The sequence below is a fragment of the Lachnospira hominis (ex Hitch et al. 2025) genome (assembly GCF_040096395.1).
GTDB lineage: Bacteria > Bacillota > Clostridia > Lachnospirales > Lachnospiraceae > Lachnospira > Lachnospira hominis.
Genome location: NZ_JBBMES010000005.1, coordinates 13,324 through 35,286 on the forward strand (window position 1 = coordinate 13,324; position 21,963 = coordinate 35,286).

Annotated in this window: 13 protein-coding genes and 1 pseudogene; all 14 read right to left on the reverse strand. The window is 44.3% G+C overall.

All coding sequences use genetic code 11. The features are described from left to right. Positions 1 to 20: 20 nt before the first annotated feature. Positions 21 to 8,549 carry a helicase-like domain-containing protein gene (locus WMO38_RS06165; RefSeq protein WP_435390995.1) on the reverse strand — a complete coding sequence of 2,843 codons (8,529 nt, stop codon included), beginning with the start codon at positions 8,547 to 8,549 and terminating at the stop codon, positions 21 to 23. A gap of 85 nt (positions 8,550 to 8,634) precedes the next feature. Beyond that, positions 8,635 to 8,931: a hypothetical protein gene (locus WMO38_RS06175; RefSeq protein ID WP_349161904.1), complete on the reverse strand. Its 297-nt coding sequence runs from the start codon at positions 8,929 to 8,931 to the stop codon at positions 8,635 to 8,637. Between the two features lie 128 nt (positions 8,932 to 9,059). Next, the gene (locus WMO38_RS06180; protein ID WP_006573504.1) at positions 9,060 to 9,479 is read right to left on the reverse strand and encodes a nuclear transport factor 2 family protein; all 420 of its coding nucleotides are present in this window, start codon (positions 9,477 to 9,479) and stop codon (positions 9,060 to 9,062) included. A gap of 74 nt (positions 9,480 to 9,553) precedes the next feature. Beyond that, positions 9,554 to 9,793 (reverse strand): histidinol dehydrogenase, encoded by a 240-nt coding sequence (locus WMO38_RS06185; RefSeq protein WP_349161905.1) that lies wholly within the window; start codon positions 9,791 to 9,793, stop codon positions 9,554 to 9,556. 75 nt (positions 9,794 to 9,868) lie between these two features. Next, entirely contained in the window at positions 9,869 to 11,980 is a 2,112-nt protein-coding gene (locus tag WMO38_RS06190; RefSeq protein ID WP_349161906.1) for a DNA topoisomerase 3, read from the reverse strand. Between the two features lie 2 nt (positions 11,981 to 11,982). Next, a complete protein-coding gene (locus WMO38_RS06195) occupies positions 11,983 to 13,728 on the reverse strand; it encodes a CD1107 family mobile element protein (protein ID WP_349161907.1) in 1,746 nt (581 codons plus the stop codon). Continuing rightward, entirely contained in the window at positions 13,703 to 13,966 is a 264-nt protein-coding gene (locus tag WMO38_RS06200; RefSeq protein ID WP_055264214.1) for a DUF4315 family protein, read from the reverse strand. The genes WMO38_RS06195 and WMO38_RS06200 overlap by 26 nt, the downstream gene beginning before the upstream one ends. An 18-nt stretch (positions 13,967 to 13,984) precedes the next feature. Then, positions 13,985 to 16,693 (reverse strand): CD1108 family mobile element protein, encoded by a 2,709-nt coding sequence (locus tag WMO38_RS06205; RefSeq protein ID WP_349161908.1) that lies wholly within the window; start codon positions 16,691 to 16,693, stop codon positions 13,985 to 13,987. A gap of 1 nt (position 16,694) precedes the next feature. Further along, positions 16,695 to 19,166 (reverse strand): VirB4-like conjugal transfer ATPase, CD1110 family, encoded by a 2,472-nt coding sequence (locus WMO38_RS06210; RefSeq protein ID WP_349161909.1) that lies wholly within the window; start codon positions 19,164 to 19,166, stop codon positions 16,695 to 16,697. Continuing rightward, positions 19,105 to 19,521, reverse strand: coding sequence for a PrgI family protein (locus WMO38_RS06215; RefSeq protein WP_227700716.1), 417 nt, complete (start codon positions 19,519 to 19,521; stop codon positions 19,105 to 19,107). Before WMO38_RS06215 ends, WMO38_RS06210 begins: the two co-directional genes overlap by 62 nt. A 12-nt stretch (positions 19,522 to 19,533) precedes the next feature. Next, on the reverse strand, positions 19,534 to 20,406 hold the full coding sequence (locus WMO38_RS06220) for a VirB6/TrbL-like conjugal transfer protein, CD1112 family (RefSeq protein ID WP_147619525.1): 873 nt from the start codon (positions 20,404 to 20,406) through the stop codon (positions 19,534 to 19,536). Between the two features lie 3 nt (positions 20,407 to 20,409). Beyond that, on the reverse strand, positions 20,410 to 20,625 hold the full coding sequence (locus WMO38_RS06225) for a Maff2 family mobile element protein (protein ID WP_178803090.1): 216 nt from the start codon (positions 20,623 to 20,625) through the stop codon (positions 20,410 to 20,412). 134 nt (positions 20,626 to 20,759) lie between these two features. Further along, positions 20,760 to 21,584 (reverse strand): annotated as a pseudogene (locus WMO38_RS06230) (VirD4-like conjugal transfer protein, CD1115 family); the annotation flags it as partial. Between the two features lie 30 nt (positions 21,585 to 21,614). Then, positions 21,615 to 21,803: a transposon-encoded TnpW family protein gene (locus tag WMO38_RS06235; protein WP_055163299.1), complete on the reverse strand. Its 189-nt coding sequence runs from the start codon at positions 21,801 to 21,803 to the stop codon at positions 21,615 to 21,617. Positions 21,804 to 21,963 lie beyond the last annotated feature (160 nt).

Here is a 21,963-nt window from a genome sequence, read left to right on the forward strand (position 1 = left end):
AAAGTTGGGAATAAAACTTTTTATAAAATCTGATCTTTCCCCTTTGCCTTATCCACTGCATCCCTTTCTGCAGGTGTCCCAGACACTCTTGCCTTCATTACTGCGAGCCTTTCTTGCAATGAAGTCCGTTCTGCTGGTCGGTCTGACAGCTTATCATCCGTAATCGTTTTTCCAAGATTACTCTGCTTTGCTGGCATATCAGCAACCTCATCCCCTTTTTCATCCACCGATTTCACATCTTCATGTGGTTTTTCCGGTTCCGTGGCTTCGTCATCCATGCCAATCGCATCATCGCCCTTTTCATCCATGTTAAGCAAGGCATTAAGTTCTGCAAGACGTTCCAGTTTCTCGGAAAGTTCCGCTTCCTGCGCAAATGGTTTATTTACCTCCGCTTTCGCTGTTTCAAGCTGATGTTCCACATTGGAAAGTTTCGTCTGTGCTTCCTCAAGCTGTGTCGGCATTGCTTCCAGTGCATTGTTGATACGGGTGATATTGCCGAGCGGATCAGAGCCTACTTCCATCGGGTGGCTCATGGCACCTTTGACATTCATCACAAACTTGTTATTGAAAGAATCAAAGGTTACATTCAGCTTAAATCCAAGATATTCTCCCACATCAGCACTGGCATTGATGCCTTTAATCTCCTTGCACATGGCTATGATTGCAGTTCCAGCTTCCTTTTTGTCGGTGTATGATTTTCCACCCACCTGCATAAAGAACTGCTCCTTATCCTCCGGCTTATTTTTCGCATATTTATTCATATCAGCGGTAAAGCCTTCGATACGCTCCTTGAAAATGGCGATCTGATGCGGATAATGTTGTGTGATGTTATCCTCCAGCCTGTACTTCTGACTGGTATGGTTTGCCTTCATCAGTTTCAGCTTTGATACCTGAATATCGAGATCCATCTTTTCTTTTATATAGGGATTGCCTGTGGCAAGTGCCTTGACCTCCGCATAGGAAAGTGCCGCTTCATCCACATCCTCACAGCTTCGTACCGGGGATTTACTGGTCATAATCTGTCCGATGAATTTCTGCTTATTCTCAATGAGCTGCCATGAGTAACTGTCAAATGTACCTTCCGTAACATAACGAAATATCTTGACCTTATCATTCTGGTTGCCCTGTCGTAAGATTCTTCCCTCCTGCTGTTCAATGTCAGAAGGTCTCCAAGGCACATCCAGATGATGCAATGCAATCAGTCTGTCCTGCACATTCGTACCGGCTCCCATTTTGGCGGTGGAACCTAATAAAAAACGAACCTGTCCGCTTCTTACTTTTGCAAACAGCTCCGCTTTTCTTAGTTCTGTATTGGCATCGTGGATAAATGCGATCTCCTGCTCCGGCACTCCTTTTTCCATGAGCTTATTTTTTATATCCTCATACACATTGAAAGTGCCATCGCCCTTCGGTGTCGATAAATCACAGAAAATCAACTGTGCTGACTTCTGCTCTTTGGTATTCTCCCATATCTCATAGGCTTTCTCCACACAGGTTGCCGCTTTGGAATTTTCCTCATCCGGCAACATATCGTTGAGCAGCCTCTGGTCAAGTGCCAGCTTTCTTCCGTCATTTGTAATCTTTAGCATGTTGTCCTCGTAAGGCTGTACCTGCCTGTCCCGGACTGCTTCGGCACGTTCCGCTAGGGACGCTACCATGTCTTTCTGGAACTCGCTCGGCTTTAGAACCACATTTTCATATTCTGCTTCCGGCACAGGAAGTTTTAACATATCCGGTGTCTGAATGTCCGCACTCTCCTTGAAAAGTGCAATCAGCTCCGGCAGATTGAAAAACTTCGCAAATCTTGTCTTTGCCCGGTATCCGGTTCCTTCCGGTGCAAGCTCTATGGCTGTCTGTGTTTCTCCAAAAGAAGCCGCCCATGCGTCAAAATGTCCCAGTCCCAGCTTTTGGAGCGTTCCATACTGAAGATAACGCATATTCGTGTAAAGCTCCGTCATGCTGTTGGAAATTGGCGTTCCGGTCGCAAAAGTTACACCCTTGCCGCCCGTGATTTCATCAAGATACTGGCACTTGGCAAACATATCAGATGACTTCTGTGCTTCTGTCTGTGCGATACCTGCCACATTCCTCATTTTCGTATAAAGGAACAGGTTCTTGTAATTGTGGCTCTCATCCACAAACAGCCTGTCTACCCCCAACTGCTCAAAGGTTACGACATTATCTTTCCGGCTCTGGTCATTTAATTTGTCAAGCCGCACCTGCAATGCTTTCCTCGATTTTTCCATCTGCTTAATGGTATAACGCTCCCCGTTGTCTCTTTTTGCCTGATCAATAGCAAGCTCAATCTCATCAATCTGTTTTTCGATTGTAGCTGCCTGTCTTTCCTGTGATAACGGGATTTTTTCAAACTGACTGTGCCCGATGATAACGGCATCATAATCGCCTGTGGCAATACGGGAACAGAATTTCTTACGGTTGGCAGGTTCAAAATCCTTTTTCGTTGCCGCAAGGATATTTGCTCCGGGATATAACCGAAGGAAATCACTTGCCCATTGTTCAGTCAGGTGGTTCGGCACTACAAATAATGACTTCTGGCATAGTCCCAGACGCTTGCTTTCCATTGCCGCCGCTGTCATTTCAAAGGTTTTTCCGGCACCGACGCAGTGCGCAAGCAGGGTATTATCTCCATACAGCACATGGGCAACCGCATTTTTCTGATGCGGCTTTAATTCAATATCCGGTGTCATGCCTGGAAATTTCAGATGCGAACCGTCATATTCTCTTGGTCTGGTGGAATTGAAAAGCTCATTATATTTTGCCACAAGTGTCTGCCTGCGTTCCGGATCACAGAATACCCAGTCCTTAAATGCCTCCCTTATTGCTTCCTGCTTCTGGCTTGCAATCATGGTTTCCTTTTTATTGAGGACTCTCTTTTCCTTTCCATCCTCCTCAATGGTGTCATATACTCTCGTATCTTTGAGGTTCAGGGAATCTTCCAGTATCTTATAGGCATTTACCCGGCTTGTACCGTATGTCATGTTGACAAGCGTATTGCCATAGTCCGCATTTTTTCCCTTTACATTCCACTCTCCGGTTACACCCGAAAACTGCACACCTATCGTATCCCTGCGTAATAAATGTTCCGGTGTCTGGAAAATATCACGCATAAAATCATTGATATACTTTGGTTCAATCCATGTGGCACCAATACGTACCTCAATCTCCGATGCGTCCAGCTCCCTCGGCTGTACCTGAGTAAGAGCCTGCACATTTGGAGCATATTCCGGATGATTTTCCGCATAAGTGGCTGCTATGGCAAGTTTCTCTCGCACATTGCCACTTAGATACTGGTCTGCTGTCTCCCAGACATCGGTAAGCGGGTTCTGAAAAATGACACCACGAAGCTCCTCAGTAAGTGTATCCTTATCTTTTCCGGTAAGCTCTCCCATAAAATCAAGGTCGATTTTAGCTTTCTCTGCTAAAGATACTGCCAGCGCTTCACTTGCAGTATCCACGCTTGTGACAACCTCTGCCCTTTTAATGGTACGCTTCGTAAACATATCCGCTTTGCCTTTGAAATTGCCCTCATCATCAAGTTTTTCCAAAGAACACAACAGGCAATAACTGCTATCCTGATTAAAGGCCCTCTTATTCGTCTGTGAATTGATCAGACCATATTTCTTAGAGAAATTATCATACAGGCTATTAAGTTCTGCCTGCTTTTCCTTAATTGTTACATCGGAGTATTCCTCAAGCTGCATATCAATCAGCTCCTGCGTACAGTTACGGATTGCCACCATTCCCTTGATACGCTCTTTTGCGGTGTCTGATACTTCCACAGGCTTCATAACCGAGTTTTCACGGTAATATACCTCATTTTCAACTACGGTATAGCTGAAATTCTTGACGGACGGATCAGCCGGAATACTCTGCCTGCTCATGTCATCCGCAAGCTCCTCATCCAGATCAATCGTATCAATCTGTCCTGTAATATTTTCAAGTGCTTTTGCTAACTGCTCCGCAAAAGGTCTGCTGTCATCTGCCTTACAGGTGCTTTCCATGCCATAAGGACCGGATACCATTTCCATCTTTCCTACGATCTGCTCCGGGTGCTCTGCAAAGTAAGCGTTCATTGCAATGCCATCTGCATCCTCTCCCAGATGTACCCAGTCCGGCTCACGCTCCACCATGCGGTCACGCTTCTGGAAAAATAAAATATCCGAAGTCACTTCTGTTCCTGCATTTGCCTTAAATGCGGTGTTCGGAAGTCTGACTGCACCAAGCAGGTCTGCTCTTTGTGCAAGGTATCTTCTGACTTCCGGACTTGCCTTGTCCATGGTTCCCTTGCTTGTGATAAAAGCAACCACACCTCCAGGTCGCACCTTATCCAACGTCTTTGCAAAGAAATAATCATGGATCAGGAAATTGTTTTTATCATACTGCTTATCTGCCACCTTATACTGACCAAAAGGTACATTTCCGATTGCCACATCAAAGAAATCGTTCGGATAATCGGTCTTTTCAAAGCCTTTGATCTGCACATCTGCCTGCGGATAAAGCTGTTTTGCAATGCGTCCGGTGATACTGTCAAGCTCTACTCCGTAAAGCCTACTTTCTTTCATGGAATCCGGCATCATACCAAAAAAGTTGCCGATGCCCATGGAAGGCTCCAGTACATTTCCTTTGGAAAATCCCATTTTCTCCAATGTTTCGTACATCTGGCGGATAATGACCGGACTTGTATAATGGGCATTCAAGGTACTCTCCCTTGCCATGCGGTACTCCTCCGGTGATAGCAGTTCCTTTAACTGGTGATATTCTGCTGACCAGTTTGATTTGCTCTCGTCAAACGCATCAGCAAGACCACCCCAACCGACATACTGTGACAAAATCTGCTGTTCTTCCGGTGTTGCATATCTACTTTCGCCCTCGATCTGCTCCAACAGTTTGATTGCTGCAATATTTGTCTGGAATTTTTCTTTTGGAGAGCCTTCACCCAATCGGTCATCGCTGATATGGAAATTGACAGCGTTACTTTTATCTGGTGCTGATACCGCCCTTTCTTGTGCTGATTGCCTTTCTGATGCAGGCTGTTTTTCCTCTGACGAAGGTGTAAGCGGCTCCCAATCTCCGGTAAGCACCTGCGACAGCATATCTTCAGTCTCTTGATCTGCTTCTCCATTCTCCAGACGCTCACGGGCAGCCTGCGTGTCTATGTTGTCCAGTTCATCTTCGGTCTGTTCCCTTTCATCAGAGAACTCCGCTTCTGCTTCCCTGCCACTTTCTGCAAGCTCATTCCCCCAATCCATTGCTTCCTGCAAAGTCGAAAATGTCTCCAATGCCGGACGGGTGGTGTCTGCCGTATCATAAATAGCATATCCGTCCACTTCCTTATCAATCCAAAGGAATATTCCCTCTGATAAGGTTGCACTCCACTGTGTCGGATTGCCATATTCATCATCTGCATCATGTACCACATGCCATGATAATTTCTGCGATTCCTCTTGTGAAAATTCTTGTTGTGGCTCAGTTTCATCCGGCTCTGCGATACCATCCGTCCCCTCAAACCTTGAAAACACCTCTGCTTCGTGTCGGTCAATATCTTCCTCTGCAATGGCATTGATATAATCGTCCTCTACCTCGCTACGCTCCGGCTTATGGTCATATTCAAAGGTTTTCCCATTGACCTGTGCATAATAAAAGCTGTTATCCGCAATGTTATTTCCAAGCAGATATTTTTCTTCCTCACTGCCCCACTGATCAACCAGAGCACACTCATATCCATCAATCGTGACCTTTTCCTGTGCTTCCTTTTCTTTTTCCCACAATACATTGATATATCTTCTTGCCTGATTGGTAAATCCGTCCAATACTGCCGGATGTGAACTTAAAATCAGATCATTATTCTGCCACTCATTTTCCGCAACAATGCCTTTTGCCCATTCCTTATTGTTCTGCGAAAACCGCCCATCATAATCAAAATGCGTGACGGTATTTGCAAGAACAAATTCCACACAGTCAATGCCATATTTATCTATGATTTCATCTGCGGTATTCCTCGGAAGCACAAAACCATTGAATTTCTCGGCAATCAAGGCTTCGATGTCCTTCTTACATTCAAGTCGCTGTCCATGCTCCAGACGGGAAAGCTCTCGCTGTCTTGCTTTCTCTGCCTGTTCTTCCTTGTATGCCTTGTAGTTTTCTTTCCCCTGTGGAGATAAATATTTATCCTCATGGATCAGCTCACGTAGCCTTTTCTCGACTACATTCCAGTTCAGAAGCACTTTTGCATACGGATTTCCATAGCTGCCCTTCTCCAGACGGATACCTTTTCCATCATGTTCATTATGGGAATCATCGTTGCCTGGAAGTCCACCGGAACCGCCGCCAATACCATATTCATTTTTCAGAAAAGCAACTGTTTCTTTCTGGTCATGTCCTTCCATGAAATACTCATAAATGCGGAAAGCTCCATGCTCATAGCCGCTTCCTCTGCCAAGTGCATAGTCGATTTCATCCTGTGTGATAAAATCTTCCTGTGCTACCTCCACCGCATCCGGCAATGGAAATTCCAGTCTCTCCCTGTCAAGGTCTGCTATCTCCGATAACAGATATTCCGGTGATTTCACATGCCGCCATTTTAATTCGGCTTCACCCGATGCAAGTCGCTCTGCCGCATCTTCCAAGATATTTTTAAGCTGTTCCCTGCCCTCATGGGTGGAAAGAAGCTCCATGAGTTTTGCTTCACTTTCCGGATAATTTCCTGCTTTTAAGCCAAGCTCCTCCGGCATTTCATCCATTCCATCTCGCAGGAAGAAATAGATCTGATTGGCAACACGATTTCTCTCCTGTGTATCTACAAGAAATGCTTCACTGGCACTCATATAAGTACCATTTTCGATCATGGAACGGATATGGCTCTCCACATCTTCCCAATCCATCGTGACAATCGGTGTTTCCCTTGCCTGTGTTCCATAGCCGACGCTCATACCATGCTCATCGAACCACACTGATACTGGATTTCCATTGATTTCAAAACCTTTTCCGGTCTGTCCGTACTCATTTTTCAGAAAATCCACCATCTGCTCGGCATTTCTGCCCTCTGTGTACTTTGCAAAGATACGCTTTCTGCTGTGCTGTTTTCCTCCACCACTGCGAAGAATGGTTTCAAGCTCATTCTGTGGCAAAGAAAAAGCAGCGGGCATGGTATATTTCATACTTGCTTCCGCTGCTGCGACTGTTCCGACCTGCTCCTCAAAAGAAGGAAACAGGCTGAGTTGTGTAAAGGTGGGTTCCGGTGCTTCTCCCCGGAGAAGATCATCTGTGTCTGTTACAGACTGTAAACCAGTTCTCCCAGAACCACTTCCTCTGCTCGGTTCCGAATGCTGTTCATCTTCGCTACCCAAAGCATCTGATCGGTTTCCTTGAGCTGTTCTGTCACTCCCTCTGTTGCCGCCATCTGGCTTATCAGCTTCTCCATTCTCTCCTCTGCCTGCTTCTGAATGGTCAGCAGGTGTTCTTTCAATGTCCCTTTCAGAAGAAACGCTGAGTACACGCCCCTGTGGTTCTCCTTCAGATAAGTCTCCCTCATCATTCCGTACTTCGTTACGGTTCCCTCCGGCTGACTGTCCGCCTGTAATGTCGGGATCAGATAATCCCCATTCTTCTCGTATGTCAGATTCATTGCTATTGCCCCTTTCTACGCTGTTTTGATTGTTGTCAATATATTCCTCATGTCCGCTCTCGCTTTCACGCTTTAACGCATTGTAGTCTATTTCAGAAGTATTTGCAAGTCTTTTCTGCGTTAAATTTTCTGTTTGTTCCTGTTCGTGGCTTCTGTTATATGCCCTTATGGTTCTTCCAATCTCTAAAAGTACCGGTTTTGCAAGCTCATTGGCTGCATCTCCAAGTACTGCAAGGGTGTCCATGGAATTAAATTCATGGATAAAATCGAAAGCAAACTCCGAACCATACTCCTGCATATCTGCACCGCAGGCAGATAAAAGTGTAAAAGAAATACTCTCAGATAAAGTATCTCTTAAACGGATACCGACATTCTGCTCGTCCAGTCCTTCTAGGAAGCTGCCCTCGATCATGTACTGCAAATCCGGCAACAATTCCTCATAATAATCTGCTGCAATCCTGTCAGCTAACTCCATAAGTCTTTCTTCAAATAGCTTCTTATCATCGGTAGCACCATAAGTCTGCTCCAGACGCTTAATTACATCTTCCTTATGTTCCTCATGTAATTCCCATAGTTCCGGATACCGTCCGATTCTCCTTGCCGCATGGACATCTGAAACATCAAAAACGTATTTCAGACGCTTGCCATGTGCTTCGTCCTCGTCCAGAAGTGCAATACCCTTTGCCCCTTTGTTTACCCAGCAGTGCATCCGCTCATTCCACAGTTCTATGGAAGCACACGCTGTTGCGTCCGGTCTTTGTGCATAGATCAAAAGCTGTTCCCGGAACGGATACTTATACAGCCTTGCCGCTGTAGTCAGGTATTTCATCCATTCCTCACGATTTTTGACAACCTCGGCTGCTGTCTCTTTTGCCAGAGCCGATATAAAATCATATTTTCTCACACAGTTCTCCTTCCTGTCATAGATACGACAAAAAGGCAGCCACATACACTACATGACTGCCTTTCCCTTAATTCCCGTTACATTCCTATTCTGTTGTACCAAAGCTGAAAGTCTTACTCTCAGCCGCTTTCTTAGGCGTAAATCTCGCCTTAACTTCCGCAACCCTCCCCTCTAATGCCTGAAACATAGCATCTACCTGTTCCTGTGTATATTCGTAGGAACCTCGATTTGCAAGATTCTCCAGTCTGCCAATAGCATCCACCGCCTTATTCATGCGGTACTCACCAATACGGATAAACTTCTCCGCCTTTGTTTCATTTTCCTTTGCTGCAGGCTCGCCCTGCATTTCCTCTGTAGTCATTGTTACATTTGTTTCTTCCATGTGTTTTCCTCCATTTTTTGATAAAAAATTAGAGCGTACAGGTTTTCCCATACGCTCTGACGCTGTGTTGTTATTTTAGTTATGTGTGGTATTAGTGTTGCACCGACAAACTGAAATTTATAGTCCTCTCAAAACCAATTTGCTTTTTCTTCTCGAAATACGGGAATATCACTATCTCGATATGGATTGTAATTATGAAGATTGCAACCAAACTCTTTTAATGATTTTATTTTGTTATCCTGTGTCCATACAATTAAAGATATTCCGTCAAATTCTTCAACATTTCCATTATTCATTTTGTTTTTAAAATACCACTCCACGATTGTTTGATTGCCTTGATGAAAAAATTGCTTAATCTCCCAGACAAGAACACTTCCGCGTGTATTCCATTCGTCAAACCAGTGCTTTACCGTTTTGCGGTTTTCATATTTAGGACTCCAACTCTCAGTATATACAACATCATCTGTAAAAATATTGTCAATTCCTAAATCTGCTTTCTTAATCCACATATCAAACCATAATCGGATAATTTTTTCTCTCTCGTTCATAAAGCACCTCCACAACTACCGATTTGCAAATTTCTTTCTCTCATAATACCACACTTTTTTCATCATAGATACAGCTATTTCTGCTTCCGAAATTCTTCTAGTATTTTTTCCTCCCTTTCTCGTTCCTCGCAATATTTCCAGAAATCGTCCAAAAATTCATCGACAGATTTTTCCGGTGCTTCTGTCGGTTCAAGTTCTTCCAGCCTTTTTACAATTTTTATAACTTCCTCGGCATCAAATTCCTCATCGGTGGCTACCAACGTATAATAGTTAAGTTTTTCTTTCAGCATATCTATTTCTTTTTCCTTATTCATGCCAAAGTCCTCCCTTCACTATATACATGACAGTTTTCGACAAAATCTTACAAATTATTTTGGAATTGTTTTCTTCTATTTGTCCTTTTTCGGTGGAAATTCCATCTTAAACTTATACTGGAATCCCTTGATTTCTTTACCGTCCTTCGTATAGGAAAACTCCTCTATGCTCTCCGGAATCAAATAAGCATCATAGCTGCCTTTCTTGCCTTTTAATCCTTTTACAAGTATCTTTTTCCCTTGAAGCAGGCTCTTGACCTGTGTATCGGAAAGTGTTACCCCAAGTGCCTTGCCAACATTCATGCCACATTTCCCGGTACAATACGCTCCGAATTTTCCCTTGACTACATCAGCACCACACTTCGGGCATTTGCCTAGCACTTCTTGTCCACCCTTGCCTGTGCCAAACATGGCTTTATGTTCATCACTAACGCTGTGATAGGTCTTTACAAGATCAGTTACCATTGCTTCAATACCTGACATAAACTGTTCTGCAGCAACTTCTCCTTTGGATACAAGAGTAAGCTCATTCTCCCAGTCAGCGGTCAGTTTCGGAGATTTTACTACATCTGGAAGTATCGTGATCAGCTTCATTCCGTCCTCTGTCGGAATCATCTGCTTTTTCTCACGCTTTACAAATCCGTCTTTTACCAGCTTTTCTATGATATCGGCTCTGGTGGCAGGTGTGCCAAGTCCTTTTCTCTCCACTTCATCACCCATATCCTCTGCTCCGGCTCGCTCCATGGCGGACAGCAGGCTGTCCTCAGTGTAATGTTTTGGCGGCTGTGTGAAATGCTCGGAAACCTTTGTCTGCTCCACTGCAATCATCATGCCCTCACGAAGCTCCGGCAGCTTCTTTTCTTCCTCTGCATCCGATTTATCCTCTGCGGTTTTATAGGAATTTTTGAAGAAATCCTCAAATTCCTTCCATCCATTTTTCCACACTTCCTTGCCAGATACCTTAAATACAGTATTGTTGCAGGTAATCACTGCCTTTGTGGAATTATAAATGTGCTTCTCCCCGGTCGCACACAGCAGACGGTTTGCACAAAGGGAAAGTATCTTCATTTCGCTCTCTGGGATTGCCTTTAAGTCCTGCTTGATGATCTCCATGGTCGGAATGATTGCATGGTGGTCTGTCACTTTCTTGCTATTCAAAATTCTTTTAATATCTGGATTGAATATGATATTCTGCTCAAATAACAGCGAATTGAAAATTGCCTCAATCACATTTTTCGCTGTTCCCTCCATGTCATCGGAAAGGTACTGGCTGTCTGTTCTCGGATATGTTACTAACTTTTTCTCATAAAGACTCTGCGTATATTCCAATGTCTGCTTGGCAGTAAAGCCAAACAGACGGTTTGCATCCCTCTGGAGTGTGGTAAGGTCATAGAGTTTCGGTGGTGCCACCCACTTTTCTTCCTTTATCACAGAAGTGACAAGAGCCTGTCCGTTTTCACAGGCTCCTGCAATCCTCTCTGCTTCCGTTTTATCACTGATATGCTCCGATACAGCATCCAGACCATTTTCCATGATATGAGCCATATAATAGGCTTCTTTCTTGAAATTCATGATTTTACTTTCACGGTCTACCAGCATGGCAAGTGTCGGTGTCTGCACTCTGCCGACCTTTAATGCCTTGCCACCATACAATACCGTAAAAAGCCTAGTGCCATTGATACCCACAAGCCAGTCTGCTTCCTGCCTGCATAGTGCTGACTTGTACAGATTGTCATAATCACTGCCTGGACGAAGATTATGGAAGCCGTCACGGATAGCACTCTCCTCCATGGAAGAAATCCATAATCGTTTCATCGGTTTTCTGCACCTTGCCATGTTGTAGGTCAGGCGGAAGATCAACTCTCCCTCCCTTCCGGCATCGGTAGCACACACGACTGCATCCACCCTGTCATCATGCATGAGCTTTTTCAAAATCTGATACTGTGCTTTTGTATCACTTTTCACTTCATGCTGCCATTCCTGCGGAATGATTGGAAGGCTCTCATAGCTCCATTTCTTCCATGCTTCCTCATAGCTTTCCGGCTGTGCCAGTTCTACCAGATGTCCCACACACCATGATACCAGATAGTCATTGCCTTCCAAATAACCGTCCTTACGCTGTGTGGCACCAAGAACTGCCGCAATGCTCTGTGCCACGCTCGGCTTCTCTGCAATTACAAGCTCCATCTCTATTCCTCCCCGTTTTCTTCATCATTATCGTTGTCACTGTTATCTTCACTGTCATTCTCGCCTGTGTCCTCTGATTCCGTATCATCGCCACCATTTAAGAATGCTTCGTCTGAATCCTGCTCGGCTTCGTCCTCGTCCTCATAATCATAGTCCTCGTCAAGCTCGTCCTCATCTTCATCCTCATCAATGAAGTTTTCCTTTTTCTTCTTAGACTTCACAACATATACCACTCCGATCACAGCTACCGCAGCAATGCCTATTAAAATATATGTAAAGCCGGAACCATCTGCTTTTGCGGTATCCTCTTTCGGCTCACTTGTATCTTCCGTGCTATCTTCGGTGCTGTCCTCAACACTTTCTGCTCCCTGTGTTTTCTCTCCTGTGGTATCAGCATTATTGTTTGATAATGCGCTGTCTTTGGTAGGGATTGCAGATTCCAATGCCGCTGAATTTTTCGGAAGTGTCTCGCTGTTATCCGTTGTGGTATTCAGCAGGTCGTTTTCACTGACTTCTGTAAGGAAATACACCTTTTCATCTTCCCCATCACGATCAATCACAAGATAAAATACCTTTTCTGATGCAGTCTGGATTGTGTAAAATTCCTTGCCTTTTTCAGAAGTCTGACTGTCACTGCTCTGGTCTGCATCCTTGGAAGTATCTCCCGTACTTGGAGATTGCTTTGCTGTTGCGGAACTGCTTGAATTTGTTCCACTGCCTGTCTGGGAAACAGTATTTCCATTGCTGTCTGTCTTGGTATGGTCTGTAACCTGTGCGGTTGCAGAGCTAGGTTTGGTTGCCGACGCATCCACTGGGAGCTGCTGTGCCGGATCTTTTTCATTGCTGTCCTTATTCTCCGGATCGGTGTAATACGGATTGGCTGTTTTATAGATTTCAGAGGTATTTCCTGCATTATCCATGGCAGAAAGCGTGAAATACTGATACCCTGCATCGAACTGTTGCAGACGGATATTCAAGGCTCCATTCGTATGCTCTGTAAACTCATAGCCATTGACATAGATTGCCCTGATACCGGAATCCGTATCATGTGCCTGAATGCTCAAAAGACCGTCGCTGACTGCCGCATTTAAGGTAGGCTTGGTAAAATCAAAACACTTGATATAACGGTTTTTCTCGTAGGTCTTGCCCTTCTGGTCTGTGACCTGCACATAAATGGTGCTGTTCTCGGAAATCTCTATGTACATATCCTCGGTAATATCTGTCCAGCTTCCATTCTGCCCGACTTTCGCCTTTACTGTCTGAACGGTAAAATTACCGGAAACTATCGTATCTTCTACTTTGACTATCACCTTAGTGGTATCGTTATGCCACCCAGAAGGTGTATTGATTGTGATTTTTACGCTCGGATTGATATAGGTACATTCCTTATAGTTCTTTGCACACACCTCACAATCTTCATCCACCGCATACTGGCTGCACTTTTCTTTGCAGGTGCATTTTGCGGCAGGCTGTGTTTCTTCAGACGAATCTTCTGTTGTGCCTTCTGTGGAATTTTCCGTCTTTCCCTCTCCGGTATCTGTTCCTGAATTTTCTTCCCTGCCATTGCCGGGTGTAACTGTATTTTCTGCGTCACTTGCACTTTCCGTTTTCTGCTCGGCAGTATCCTCCGCATGAACCTCTATCGTATTTGTCCTGTTGGCAAAAAATGCCCCAATCGGCATACAAAAAAGTATTGCCGACAGCATAAGGGACACTACCGCCCTAGCCGATAATTTCCTGTTTTTCATTGATTGAAACCTCCTTTTCCTGTTCCCGTTTCTGTAATAAATTTCTGACTTCATCCTCACTGAGCTTGTTTAACATCTGCAAACGCTCCGATGAGATTTTATATTTTCGTATGATCTTCATGGCTTCGGCATCCTCCGCCATCTGTTTCTGTTCTGCAAGGTCTTTTTCCTTTGCCTGTAGCTGTGCTATCTGCTCTCTGACCTTTTTAAGCTGTGAATTGATTCGTTCTACTGACAAAAATAATTCCTCCCTTCGCTAATTCAATCTTCCAAAACCATAGAAATGGCTCTGCCAGTAAGAAGTATTGATTGATGTGTACTGAATTGGATCACCGCAATGCACCATCGTACCGTTTCCACAGTAGATACCAACGTGTGTAACCGGACGTCCTGCATTATAGGTTCCTGTAAAAAATATAATGTCCCCTGCCTTTGCATCTGCCGCTGATACCGGAGTACACTGGTCATAAATGCCCTGTGCTGTGGTTCTTGGCAGGTTATGTACGCCACTGTTTGAAAATACCCAGCATACAAAACCGGAACAGTCAAAACTAGCCGGAGCTGTGCCGCCAAAAGTATATGGCATTCCCAGATACCTGTTTGCTTCACGCATAAGCGTCTGTACGGTTGCATCATCATAGGATTCCGGCGGTATCACATTGCTGGTTCCTCCTCCGGTGCCGCCCGTTGTTTCTCCATAAATGGTCTGTTCTCCTGCTTCAAAATAAAATAACGGGTTATAATATTCCCCGTTATACAGACATTCGATATGAAGGTGGCTTCCGGTACTGCTTCCTGTATTTCCGCTTTTGCCTATATTGTCACCTTTTTTTACACTCTGCCCTGCGGACACATTTAAGCTGTCCATGTGGGCATATTTTGTGGTATATCCCTTACTGTCCGTAATCACCACATAATTTCCATAATAGGAATCGTAAGTTGCTTCTGTTACCGTTCCATCATGTGCCGCATATACAAACGTTCCTGTCGGCACCGCTATATCCACACCCCTGTGAAGCTCCTCGGCTCCGGTGTTTGGATTTTTCCGGTAGCCATAATAACTGCTGATATAGTAATACCAGTAATAATCAACCGGAGAAGCAAAGACCTGTAAGCCGCCTTTTGTCTCCGTATAGGCTCCAAAAATTTCCGTCTGTTCGCTGTCCATGCGTCCGGCTACAATGCTCTCAAGCGGTGTGACCATAAGTGTGACACGAAGAATTGTTACGGTATATTCTTCTTCCTCCTCATACTCGTATTCCTCGGTACGGGTAGTCCCGTCCGGATTTGTTACTATTCTGGTTCCGGTCTTTGTGACTGTCCTTGTCCGTGTTTCCTCTACTTCCTCGGTAGTGAGTGAATACATGGCATCAAATAATTCCTGAATCTCACTCTCTATTCCTGCGGCAGTAAATTCCGTATGGACTGCGGAAAGATAACTGATCAGTGTGTACGGATCATGCCCGATTGCACCAAGGTTATAATCGTATTCATCATATCCCGGATAATCAGTTTCAATCCGGTCAATCTTATTTTGCAGCTCCATTTCCTTTTCTGTAAAAGATAAATCTGCTGCATCAATCTCTGCCGGAAGGCTAAGATATGTGCTTGCCATCGTTGTTGTCACAGTTCCGGTAAACATGGAACCGCAGCTTGATAGTGCCGACATGATCATAATGAGCAGAAGTGCAAAAATACCCACTGTGATAATCAGTGTTTTATTTTTCGTGGCAATTTCCTGTAACTTCTTTGCAATCCCGGTTGCAGCATTGGCTGTCTTTGTAAATGTTTCCTTTGCAGTCTTGGCTTCTGCTCTTACCCGCCTTGCCTTGGCATACTCACGCTTGATGCGCTGTTTCTGTAGCTGCCTTTGCAACTGCTTCTTTGGACTGTTGCCCTTTAGATGTGGATTTTCACTGATGAATTTCTCATACTCCAGCTTCATATCCGCTGTAACCTGTTTTTTGTGCAATCGCTCTAAGCGGTCACGCTTTCTCTGTGCCTTGCTCTTGCGGTGATACTTCATATAGTGGTAAATATCCTCGGCTCGCTGTTCCGTCTTGTGTGCGCCCTCCACAGCAGAATTATCCTTTTCTGTCTCTGCAATCTTGCGATGCACAAAATACATATTTTCGGTCTGGAGCTTGTGAACCGCAGTTTTTCCCAGTCCATCCGGTTTAAATGGCTTCTCCACATCCACCGGAACCACAACATACTTTGCTTTTCCGGTCTGTTCATCAAAGACACGCTTCATCTCATACTGCCGCTTTGTCGGCATCTTGTCCTTTGCTTTCTGCAACTTTCGGCGGTTCTTTTCCGACTTATCAAAAGCCTTCTGTACTTTTTGGTCTGTAAATTCGTCCGCCTGCCCCTGCGAAAATGTGGCGTCCTTTGTCTGAAGATCTCCATAATCGGACTGCTTTGCATTTTCTGACTTTGCACGCTCTCTGTGTGCATGTTCTCTCTGCACACGCCTTTTGTGATATTTTCCTTTTTCCTCAGACCGTTGGTAGGTATTTCTAACGTGGTAATTGTCCTGAAAACTGTCTGCGTCCTCTGTATGGAAATTTGTAGCATTACCGTTTTCCTCATTGATAAAGCTGTTTTCCTTTAAGAATGTCTTTTCCTCTTCGGCTTCCGACTTCTGGACATTGTGACCAGAAGTGTCCTGTTGTTGCTGTCGGTAATATTTTTTCTTATTATTTTTCCTGTATTCTGTCCCAGTATTAAACTCTGACTTCTGGACGCTGTGACCAGAAGTTGCTTTTCCTGTACGACTGCCATGGTTCGCATCCCTTGGCAGATTGCTCACAGGCTTCTCGCTGGCACTAAACTGGTTTTCCACAGAAAAGGTGTTGTCCTGCCTGTGTTCTATATGTTTTACTCCAGTCACTTCCTTATCTTTGGAAAATGTCTCTTTTTCAAATGCCTTTGCCGCCTGCTTCTTCTGTCTTTTTTCTGCCATTTTATACTGCGTCCTCCTTCTGCACCGATTCCTCCGGCTTGGTATTCATAATTCTGTAAGTCTTGGTGTCTGTCGGATATTTGTCTACAAATGGAATTACCACATTGTCAAACAGTATCAGACCACTTCCCGGCTCGGAGTTGGTGACATAGGAAAGCTGCTTATCAGAAAGTCCCAGCTTATCAGCGAGAATTGCCTGATCTTTGGCATTCTGATTTAACAGATACACAAAATCGCTGTTACCCAAAATACCTTCAATCTCCTCAGAACGAAGAAAATCGCCCACGTTCTGCGTCAAACCTGTCGGAATACCGCCCCATTTTCTGAAACGCTTCCAGATTTCCACGGAATAAATAGCTGTCTGCTTCTCCTTCAGAAGAAGGTGGAACTCATCACAGTAATAACGGGTAGCAATCTTTCGCTCCCTGTTCTGCGATACCCTGTTCCAAACCGCATCCTGCACGATTAACATACCCAGCTCTTTCAACTGGTTTCCCAAATCTCTGATGTCAAAGCACATGATACGATTGCCGCTGTCCACGTTGGTATGGTGGTTAAAATAATTCTGGGAACCATGCACATACAGTACAAGGCTGTTGGCGATACGTTCTGCCTTCGGGTTCTTATGTTTTAGGAGCGCATTATATAAATCTTCCAGTATCGGCATATTTTCCGGCACCGGATTTTCAAAATACTTATCGTAAATATGACGGATACACTCGTCAATGATACCTTTTTCATCATTCTCCAGACCGTCCTTGCCACCTGCGATCAGGTCACACAGCGTAATGATAAAATCGGATTTCAGCTTTAAGGCTTCTTTATCCCCCTTATGGCTCAACTGAATATCCATAGGGTTCAGATAGTCTTTGGAATTGGTGGCAAGTTTTACCACCTGTCCATGCAGTGCCGCTACAAGTGCAAAATACTCGCCCTCCGGATCGCAGATGATAATATCGTCCTTCGTGATAAGGAAGCAGCTTAAAATCTCACGCTTTGCGCTGAAACTCTTTCCGCTTCCCGGTGTACCAAGTATGACTCCGTTTGGTGTACGAAGCCTTTTCCTGTCTGCCATGATCATGTTATTGCTGAGTGCATTTAAGCCGTAATAGATTGCCGGAGCTGGCATGAACAGCTCTTGCGTGCAGAATGGTACTAAGATTGCGGTACTCTTCGTGGCAAGGGTACGTTCTATCCCCGTTTCATTACAGCCAATCGGCGCAGATGCCATAAGTCCCTGCTCCTGCAAATACTGTAAACAGCGCAGGTCACAGTTTGCCTGCTGTATGATGCCGGACACCCTCTGCATCAGGCTCTCCAGTTCCCTCCTTGTTCTTCCATAACAGGTAATAAGGAATGTCATATTGATCATCTTCTGGTTGCTCGTATTCAGGTCATCCAGAAATTCCAGCGTATCCTTTTCATAGGTCACAATGTCAGTCGGTAAAATATCCATATCGTAGCCGCTTCGGACTGCTTTTTTCTGCTCCTCAATCTTCATTTTCTGGATATTGGAAATGACCGCTTTTAACTTCTTGATCGCCTTTACCGGATCTTCCGTCTGCATGTGCATGGAAATCGTAAGGTTGGCATCAATATCAAGAAGCTGCTTGATCAGCTCGTCCGTAAAGTTCGGTGCGATAATATCCAGATAGGACACACAGCCATACATATTTCCCGACTTAAAGCGGTTCGGATTGCGGAAATCAAATCCCGGCGGTGCAATATAGTCCTTGACCGACTTGCCGGATTCTGCCAAGTCCTTAAATGAAAAACGGAAAGGCTCCATGGTATCCTGGTTAAAATATTCATGCAGGATGCGCAGTCTTTCCTTTCCGTCCAGTCCCCTCGCAAGGGTTCCTATGTTGTTTAAGTTCCGTATGACATCTTTTTCGATGTTGTTAAGGCGGCTCTTTGCTTCCTTATAGCCGTTGCTCTCCACACCAAAAATCAGATATTTTGACTTGATAATACCGTTATTCCCCTTTGCCGCCTGTTTCTTTAACATCTCCGTATATTCTTCACGAATGTCGTTAAAATCATCCTCCTGCCACGGAATGTCAAACTGTTCTGTAAGCATCTGTTCGTTGACCTGCCTGTTGAAAAGCACCAGTTCAAACCTCACAGACGGATCAAAATAATTGATGAGCTTGCTGTACTGTGCCAGTATGTCCGCCTGCTCGTCCACTTCCAGAAGCGAATAGTTTATATCAAAAAATTCCACCATCTTTGTATAATAACGGTGGCTGACCTGACAGATACCGTCACGGAACATCTTTTCAAAAGTAATCGTCTTTTGTGCGGTAGTCGGCTTTTCTTTCTCATTGCTCTTTCCCGATAAAATATGTTTCAACTGTATAAGACGCTTCTTCTCTGAAAAGGTAAGTCCACCGCTTTTGCTGTTATTCCTGCTATTGCCCTGATAACTGCTTTTTCTGCGGCTTTCCGGTTCTGCCTTTTGCTTTTTCTTCAAGATAACGAACCTCCCTTCGTAATTTTTCTTTTTCTTCCAACTGCTTGTATAAGTTCTCTGACCGGTATGGTCTTATGCCCGGTGTGAGTATCTTCTGCCGGAGCATAAAATACAAAATCTTCTCTGCCGGAAATCCGTTTTTCTCATACATTGCAAAAAAGAAGAATGGAAGCATTGCTCCCATCATAAGAAGTGATGCGGCTGATGTTCCGATCAGTCCCTTGGTTAAAAAATACAAGGGTATCCCGGCTACTGCCGCACCGCTGAAACAGATGATCTGTCTCTTTGTTAAGTTCAGTGCCACTTTTGTCTTGATACCGGACAAATCCTTCGGTACCTGCACGGATATTGCCATATCGTTCCTCCCTTAGTGCGCATTCCAGATAGATTTCGATAATGAACCAGTCTTAAAGAGTGAAAAGCATAAAATAACGGTATATGCTGCCACCGACCAGAGTGCCGTATGCAGGTTGTCGGATACTGCCACACCAGCCACAAGCACTGCATAGATTGCAACGCATACCATCATAAAAAATCCCTGAAATGCTAGAGCACAAAGCCCCTTAAAATAATTCGTTCCTATCGTTCCCCATTCCCGGTTGGTTACGGTTGCACAGGGAACTGGTGCTACTGATACATAAAGATATATTTCAATCATTCGCCCATAAAGAATGACGGTGATAAGGACTGACATGATTTTCATACATAAACTGACGATCATGGTCTCCATTCCCAGTCCCAACAGCTCTCCTATGCTCATTTCCGAAAACTGCTCATTGAACATCGTCTGCAGCGTACTTGCCACATCAATACTGGTGCTTCCGGTAATCGCTGATGCGGCAGAATTTACGATATGGCTTCCCACATCAAATACCGCCATTACAATGTCAAAAGTCTTGCTAAGAAGCATGACTGCAATACACGCTTTCATAAAAAAGCGGATAAAAATGGCTGTATTGAAGTCATGCAGGTTATTTTTGTCAATGACCATGGAAATAAGCTCATAGACGAGTACAAAACTGATGATCATTCCCGCTATGGGAATCATCACATTGTCGGACAAGGTTTTTATCATATCAAAAATACCGGAGTTCCATGTGCTTGGAGTTTTGCTGACCTCCCCTGCAATCGTGCCTACTTTGTCATTGACATCGGTAAACATGGTTTCAAAGTTGGTCAGAACCCACCCCTGCAACAGTTCCTTTATGAATTCAGTAATCTTATCAATGATCCCGCCCATGAATTATGAGAACAGAGTGGTAAGCTGTGGAATTACCGTCTGTGCCACAATGATGATACCACCGCCACTCATAAGCTGCTTGATGCCCTGTGATTTTGCACCGGGATTATCGTTTCCATATCCTTCGAGAAGATTGATAACTCCCCACACGCCTACACCTGCTCCGATTGCGGTTACTACTGTTTTAAGTCCTGTTACTGATGTTGTAAAAAAGCTCATTCGTTTGTCTCCTTTTTCTTGAAAATTAAATGAAAAAAGGGAGCTGTTCTGATTTATGATTTTTCAGAAAAACTCCCATAACAATAGTTCCAATATTTAGTTGTAAGGTCACTTCTGGACATTGTGACCAGAAGTTACTCAGCAATTTCTCCGACATCGCATACCTCATCCACCATATCATTCTGCTTAAAACGCAGTTTATTCCGGTTTTTGACGTATTTTTCAATGTCAAATTCATTCTTTTTGTCATAATCGGATAACAACGGGTACTGCTTATGCTTCGTTATATCAAACTTATCTGAGAAAAATGGTCTTACACCTCTAAGCTGCATGATACACTTACTGCCATCCATGACCGCAATCTCGTCCTGACTCATTAACTCTTTTCCGGTCTTTTGATAGTTCAGACCGTAGGACTGGCTCGTACCTCTCGTATCCGAGGTATTATAAAGGTCAATCGTTTCTTTTCCAAGGATTTCTGCCAGATCTTTCAGAGTATCTTTCTCTTTTCCTCCCAGAAACAGGGTTGTGTCGCAGTTTCCTTCAATCGTGGAAGCGTTATCCCGGTACAGAGCCTTTAGCTGTGACTTTGACTGCAAAATAATAGAAGCTGATATTTCCCGGCTACGAATGGTAGCAATCAGCTTCTCAAACTGCGGAATCTGCCCAATGTTCGCAAACTCGTCCAGTAAACACCGGACGTGAATCGGCAGTCTCCCATTATATACATCATCTGCCTTGTCACAAAGCAGATTGAATAACTGTGAATACATGATACTTACAATGAAATTGAATGTTGCATCGGTATCCGAGATAATGACAAACAATGCTGTCTTTTTCTCTCCCAGAGTATCAAGCTCCAGTTCATCATAAGAAGTCAGGTCACGCAGTTCCTTAATATCAAATGGTGCCAACCTCGCACCACAGCTAATCAGAATTGATTTTGCTGTCTTTCCAGAGACGAAAAGTCAAGGACTTTTTCATCAAATTCACAAACAAGTTACATTTTGCTGAATCTCGTTGCGAAGCAGACGCTTGATTTTGTCCTCCATTGTCTCTCTGGCGTTCTCGTTGAAGTGGACACGGACGATATAGGTCGTGCCGTTTATCTGCTTTCTGACGGTGGGTGCGGTGTGCTGGGTGGTGGTCTGTGCTGCTGTGTTTCTGTTTTCTGTCATTCAATACCTCCTGTGAATGAAAAATGCCCGACAAGGAAAGGCTGACAACGAAGTCCTGACAACGGACATTCAAAAACCTTTTATCTTATCGGGCGGCTCTTATTGCTTACTATTTACTTTTTCTTTGAAATCTTGGTTGTCAAGGTTGTCAGAGAGAGAA